General features: G+C 71.2%; 6 protein-coding genes and 1 pseudogene. 5 read left to right on the top strand and 2 right to left on the bottom strand.

What is annotated here, in order from left to right:
- Nucleotides 1-519 precede the first annotated feature (519 nt).
- A pseudogene (locus VF746_16250) lies at nt 520-977 on the bottom strand (DUF488 domain-containing protein).
- Between the two features lie 234 nt (nt 978-1,211).
- On the opposite strand from VF746_16250, the gene VF746_16245 reads away from it, so the two are divergent.
- Together VF746_16245 and VF746_16240 are read left to right on the top strand one after the other, a co-directional pair.
- A complete protein-coding gene (locus VF746_16245; GenBank protein HEX8693975.1) occupies nt 1,212-2,852 on the top strand; it encodes a S8 family peptidase in 1,641 nt (546 codons plus the stop codon).
- A 450-nt stretch (nt 2,853-3,302) separates the two neighbouring features.
- The gene (locus VF746_16240; protein ID HEX8693974.1) at nt 3,303-3,560 is read left to right on the top strand and encodes a hypothetical protein; all 258 of its coding nucleotides are present in this window, start codon (nt 3,303-3,305) and stop codon (nt 3,558-3,560) included.
- Nucleotides 3,561-3,765: 205 nt separating this feature from the next.
- Here the strand turns inward: VF746_16240 and VF746_16235 are convergent, their stop codons facing one another.
- Complete coding sequence (locus VF746_16235) at nt 3,766-4,266, bottom strand: HIT domain-containing protein (protein ID HEX8693973.1); 501 nt, start codon at nt 4,264-4,266, stop codon at nt 3,766-3,768.
- A 182-nt stretch (nt 4,267-4,448) separates the two neighbouring features.
- Between VF746_16235 and VF746_16230 the strand changes: the two genes are divergently transcribed.
- The 3 genes from VF746_16230 to VF746_16220 all read left to right on the top strand — a co-directional run bounded on the left by VF746_16230 (nt 4,449) and on the right by VF746_16220 (nt 5,732).
- Nucleotides 4,449-5,099, top strand: coding sequence for a 4-vinyl reductase (locus VF746_16230; GenBank protein HEX8693972.1), 651 nt, complete (start codon nt 4,449-4,451; stop codon nt 5,097-5,099).
- A gap of 153 nt (nt 5,100-5,252) precedes the next feature.
- The gene (locus VF746_16225; GenBank protein HEX8693971.1) at nt 5,253-5,468 is read left to right on the top strand and encodes a hypothetical protein; all 216 of its coding nucleotides are present in this window, start codon (nt 5,253-5,255) and stop codon (nt 5,466-5,468) included.
- 63 nt (nt 5,469-5,531) lie between these two features.
- Nucleotides 5,532-5,732, top strand: coding sequence for a hypothetical protein (locus VF746_16220; GenBank protein HEX8693970.1), 201 nt, complete (start codon nt 5,532-5,534; stop codon nt 5,730-5,732).
- The last annotated feature ends 48 nt before the right edge of the window (nt 5,733-5,780 follow it).

Here is a 5,780-nt window from a genome sequence, read left to right as displayed (position 1 = left end):
CGCTGCGCGCGACCACGGAGGATGAAACGGGTTGTAGTTCTCCCTCCCACCGCGCAGCGGGGGGAGGGCCGGGGAGGGGGGCTACCCGCGGCGAGCACCGAAGCCCGTCACAGCGCACGAGCCAGGTAGTTTCTATTCAGGAGCCGCCGAGCGGGACCGGCGGCATGCGCGGACGCCGGGCGGCGACGAAGGATCTGCGGGTGGGGTCCGAGCGTTAGCCAGGCTGACGCGCGAGTCCCCACCCGCAGATCCTTCGGGCGCGCAAGCTCTTGTGAAGACGCGACTCCGGTGCGTGCGCCCTCAGAGACTTTTGAGAAACGTCACTCTGGCAGCTTGACCGGCCTTCCAAGTCGATGATTCAGGACTCCTAGACGGCAATCTGCCCTGTAAATCAGCATCATTCGACACCAGAAACCACCATCGGGGCCTGTGTGGATCGGTTTCTCAAAAGTCTCTCAGGATGACAGCGTGTCTACCGTGCGGGTCAAAATACCTTTTGGGATCGCGCACACCCTCTGATCAACCGGATTCGGTGCCGGGCGCGAGGTGCTCGATCCGCACCGGCACCCGCTCCGCCAGGGCGGCGGCGACCAGGCTGCGGTGGCAGTGGAGGGGGTTGGCTTCCAGGCACAGCAGGCAGACGCGGCGGCCCGAGCGCACCAGGTCCGCCAGCGTCTCCAGGTCCGCCTGCGCCTCGGGCGTGGCCAGGTGCTCGCGGAAGATCGCGTGCATCTCCTCGTGGCGGCCGGCACGGGCGGCCGCGCGCCCGTCCGCCGGCGTCCCCAGGCCGCGCAGGTGCAGGTACTCGATCCCGCCCCGCCGACGTTCTCGGCCAGCCGCGACTTGGCGAAGCCGGGGCGGCGCGAGCTGGCCACCGCGCGGACGTCCACGAGCAGGTCCACCCCCGCGCCGCGCAGGGCGTCGAGGAAGCTCGGCACGGTCGCGTTCTCGTACCCGATGGTGGCGATCGATCTCATGCGCGCGACGCTCCAGGCCAGAGGCTCCGAACGGACCGGACGCTCCAGACTAGGAGCCCGGGCGGCTCCCGGCAATCGGTACGGCCGTCGTCTTCCATCCCTCGGGGAGACCGCTGGCGGCGCGTCCGGCTCGGCTCGTCCCCATCTTCAAGCCGCGCGGTAACCTGCGCGCCCTTGCGGTGTACAGGGCTCGCTCGTGATTCCGACCCCGACCACTTCCACCCGGCACCTTAGATGAAGCCCATCCGCCTGATCGGCGTTCTCACGCTCGCGCTCGGCGCCGCCCTGCCGGCGCAGGCCACCCTGGCGCAGACCGCCCCCACGGCCCGGCCCGCCTTCACCGGCGAGCCGCCCGAGAACTGGTGGCAGCTCGACCCCCAGGCCGACCGCGTCCCCGGCATCAGCGCCAACCGCGCGTACCGCGAGCTGCTGGCCGGGCGCCAGCCGCGCCGCAGCGTGGTGGTGGCCATCATCGACAGCGGCATCGAGATCGACCACCCCGACCTGAAGGACGTGGTCTGGACCAACCCGCGCGAGGTGGCCGGCAACGGCCGCGACGACGACGGCAACGGCTACGTCGACGACGTGCACGGGTGGGACTTCATCGGCGGGCGCGACGGGCGCGACGTGGAGTTCGACACCTACGAGGGCGTCCGCCTGTACGCCGCCTGCCGCGGCCGCTACGACACCGGCGCCCCGCCCCCGCAGGCCCCCGCCGAGCGCAAGGCGTACGACGAGTGCCAGGCGCACAAGCAGAAGCTGCAGGCCGACCGCGCCGAGGCGCAGGAGCTGCTCGACCAGATCAACCAGATCGGGCAGATGGCGCAGCAGGTGAGCACCGTCCTGCGCCAGGCGCTCGGCACCGACTCGCTCACGGTGGCCCGGGTGACGTCCATGAAGCCCTCGGTGCGGCAGGACGTGACGCAGGCGCGCGACATCTACCTGCGCATGGCCGCCGCCGGCATCACCCCCGAGGTGATCGCCAGCGAGCGCAAGGACGTGGAGAACCGGCTGCGCTACGGGCTGAACCCCGACTTCGACCCGCGCGGGGTCGTGGGCGACAACTACGCCGACCCCCGCGAGCGCGGCTACGGCAACGCCGAGGTGGAGGGCCCCGGGGCCATGCACGGCACCCACGTGGCGGGGATCGTGGCGGCGGTGCGCGGCAACGGCATCGGCGTCGACGGCGTGGCGAGCGGCGTGAAGATCATGGTGCTGCGCGCGGTGCCCGACGGCGACGAGCGCGACAAGGACATCGCCAACGCCATCCGCTACGCCGCCGACAACGGGGCGCAGGTCATCAACATGAGCTTCGGCAAGGCGCACTCGCCCCAGAAGGACGTGGTGGACGAGGCCGTGCGCTACGCCGAGGGCAAGGGCGTGCTGTTCGTGCACGCGGCCGGCAACGGCGGCGCCCTGCTGGACGACGACCCCAGCTTCCCCACCCGCGAGTTCAGGGCGGGCGGCGCGGCCCGCAACTGGATCGAGGTGGGCGCCAGTGCGTGGGCCCCCGACAGCCTGGCCGCCTCGTTCTCCAACTACAGCCGCACCAAGGTGGACGTGTTCGCGCCGGGGATGAGCATCTACTCCACCGTCACCGACGCGGGGTACTCGCGGCAGCAGGGCACCAGCATGGCGGCCCCGGTGGTGACCGGGCTGGCGGCGCTGCTCATGGCCTACTTCCCCGAGCTCACCGCCGAGCAGGTGAAGGCCATCATCCTGGAGTCGGCCACGCGCTACCCCACGCAGAGCGTGGTGCGCCCGGGGAGCGAGGAGCGCATCCCCTTCGGCCAGCTCTCGGCCACCGGCGGCATCGTGAACGTCTACGAGGCCGTCAAGCTCGCCCAGCAGCGCAGCGGCGGCGCGCGGCGCTGAGTTAGTGCGAGAGTGCGAAAGTGCGAAAGTGCGAGAGTGATTGAGCCGCAGTCACTTTCGCACTTTCGCACTCAGTACTTTCGCACTTTGGTTCTGGGCATGTCCCTCCGCTGCGCTCCGGGCCGGGCTGCGCGCGCGGTAGGGCACGATACGACCGTGCCCAACCGCGCCGGGCCGCCACCGCCACGATACCCCCTGTGGCGGCGCCGTCCCGGCCCTGACGGGCGCGCATCCCTCATGCAACCGCCCGGTCCCCGGAGCGCGAATCCACTTGTCCTCCGGGCTCCCCTTCTACAGTTTGTCCAACGTGGCGGCAGCACCGGATTTGCTGTCCCGAATCGTCCCCGCCGCGCGTTCTCGGCGTACGGGTCGAGCGCACCGGCAACTCGCAACGTCTCCGGGCCCGGCGTGGTGCGCGGGAAGGGCGAGGAGACCTTCTGGGGAGGGAGCATGCGCAACGTGAAGAAGCTCTTCGGGATCGGCGCGGCGCTGGCGGTGGTGGGGCTCTCCGGGTGCGCGCCCGGCATGGTGGGGCCGGTCAGCTTCCGCTTCAACTCGTGCTCACCGATCCAGCGGCAGGCGCAGTCGCACTTCAACTCCAGCTTCTACGCCTCCCGGCAGAGGATCGCCGCCGCCCAGGCCCGCTTCTCCACCGCCGGACCGGCCCGCCGGGCGAACGGGATCGTCAGCGGCGAGTGCCGGTACTAGCCCGGCCGGACCGGACGCGAGCCGCGGCGCGGAGCCTCCCCAGGCCCCCGCGCCGCGCTTCTTTTCCGTCCCATCGGTTGTCCGGTCCGGCCGCACCGGGATGCCGGATCCGGCGAACACCGTTCTCACATACAGCCAGCAGAGTCGGCGGAGGTGTTCCTCTGCTGACTCTGCCGACTCTGCGTGAGGCCTGACGTTCTGTCCGTCAGACCGCCGCCATCTCCTCCCGAGGCTGGGCCTCGGGCGCGACATCCCCGCACTCGTCGTGGATGCAGCGGCCGATGTGGGCGGCCATCACGTCCAGCTGCGAGCGCGAGGGCACCGGCGCCCCGGGGTCGGGGAGCTGCAGCGGGAAGGGCGCGTCCTTGGGCACCGGGATCAGGTGCAGGTGGAAGTGGAAGACGTCCTGCCCGCCGTCGGCCCCGTTGGGCGAGAAGAGGTTGACCGCGCGGCAGCCGGTGGCCCTGCGCAGCCCCGGCATGATGCGCTTGGCCACCGAGAAGGTGCGCGCCGCCAGCTCTTCGGGAACGTAGAAGAGGTTCTTGTAGTGCGCCTTGGGCACCACCAGCACGTGCCCCGGGTGCAGCGGCTGCACGTCGAGGAAGGCGATGATCTCGTCGTCCTCGTGGATCACGCTCACCATCTCGTCGCCGCCGATGATGCGGCAGAAGACGCACGTGGGGTTGTCGTTCGGGTTCGGAGCCACGCATCCTCCCGGGCGTTCGGCGTTCAGGATCTCGGTACATCGCTCGGACCCGCCGGGGGTGCAAGACGCATTCCGGCCGCCCGCAATCACCCGCGCGCCACGCACTTGCCAGACGCGGGGCGCGGGGCGAGATTGGGCGCTTCCGATCCGCGGGGCCACCCATCGCCGCACCTCTCCGAACCATGCCGAACGACGCCGCCCGCGGGGCGAACGCCGGTGCTCCCAGCGTGACCCCGGTCTTCCCCCTCATCCTCCTGGAGACCATGCGCGACATGGACCGCCCGGAGGAGTACCTGGAGGGCGAGGACGTGGCGCTCAGCATGCCGCGGCGGCTGGGCCTCAGCGACGTGATCTACACGCAGATCCACCGCTTCCGCGAGGAGGTCAAGCGCAAGCGGCTGCAGAGCGCCGAGGTGGTGGCCGACCTGATCCGGCTGGTGATCCGCCGCCCCGACTGCGACGAGATCTTCGAGGAGGCGGGCCGGCGGGTGGCGCGCCACGCCTGGATGGAGCGCTCGCCCGGGTTCCGGCGCATGGTGCGCTTCATGCCCCCGGTGCTGGCGCAGCGCTCGGCGCGCAAGGCCGCCCGCCGGCTCTTCCGCCAGATCGCCGCCGAGGGGGCGCTGGAGATCACCGCCCGCCCGCCCGGCGTGCGCATCCGCCGCTCGCTCACCGCCCGGGCCGACGCGGGGGGCGCCGCCTGCGCCTTCTACGCCGGCGCCCTCTCGGAGCTGATGACCGAGTACATGGGCCGCAAGCACGCCGCCCAGCACCCGAAGTGCGAGACGCGCGGCGCCGAGGCGTGCGAGTGGGTGGCGCTGGTGGTTTCCTGAGTACGGAAGTACGAAGGTACGGGGTACGAAGTACGGGGTACGGAGCCGTGGCCGGACCGTGATTCGCATCCAGGCGTCCGGCCGCACGGGAATTGCTGCGTGCCCGGAGCCCCGGGAAGGGACTCCGGGCATCACGTTTTCGGGAGGTGCCGCATGAAGAAGCTGGTGCTGGACCTGGACGCGCTGCGGGTGGACAGCTTCGCCACGGAAGAGGCGCGGGAGCGCCGCGGGACCGTGCTCGCCCACGACGACACGATGGAGACGGAGAACTGCACCTTCGAGGACACCTGCCTCGTCACCACCTGCGTGAAGACGCTGAAGTGCCCGCTGACGGTGAAGTGCGGCGCCCCCGATGGGGAGCCCGAATGAGCCTCGCGGCAGGCGGGACGGCGGATCCCGCCCGTCCGGTGCCCTGATGGAAAGGAGAGGACGATGAAGAAGCTCGCGCTCGACTTGGACGCCCTGCGCGTGGAGAGCTTCGCCACCGAGGCGGCGCCGGCGGGCCGCGGGACGGTGCGCGGCCACGACTCCATCGAGACCGAGAACTGCACCACCAAGACCACCTGCATCACCGAGCGGTTCTGCCCCACCCGGAACACCGGCGCGCTCTGCTGCCTGCAGCACGAGGCCTGAGCACCCGGGCGGAAGAAAGGCGCCGCCGCCGGACGTCCGGCGGCGGCG

This window comes from Longimicrobium sp. (assembly GCA_036389795.1).
Lineage (GTDB): Bacteria > Gemmatimonadota > Gemmatimonadetes > Longimicrobiales > Longimicrobiaceae > Longimicrobium.
This window is presented reverse-complemented; position numbering and strand designations above follow the sequence as displayed.

Coding starts and splice junctions, on each gene's coding strand:
- VF746_16245 (HEX8693975.1), top strand. CDS start 1,212: ATGAAGCCCATCCGCCTGATCGGCGTTCTCACGCTCGCGCTCGGCGCC.
- VF746_16240 (HEX8693974.1), top strand. CDS start 3,303: ATGCGCAACGTGAAGAAGCTCTTCGGGATCGGCGCGGCGCTGGCGGTG.
- VF746_16230 (HEX8693972.1), top strand. CDS start 4,449: ATGCCGAACGACGCCGCCCGCGGGGCGAACGCCGGTGCTCCCAGCGTG.
- VF746_16225 (HEX8693971.1), top strand. CDS start 5,253: ATGAAGAAGCTGGTGCTGGACCTGGACGCGCTGCGGGTGGACAGCTTC.
- VF746_16220 (HEX8693970.1), top strand. CDS start 5,532: ATGAAGAAGCTCGCGCTCGACTTGGACGCCCTGCGCGTGGAGAGCTTC.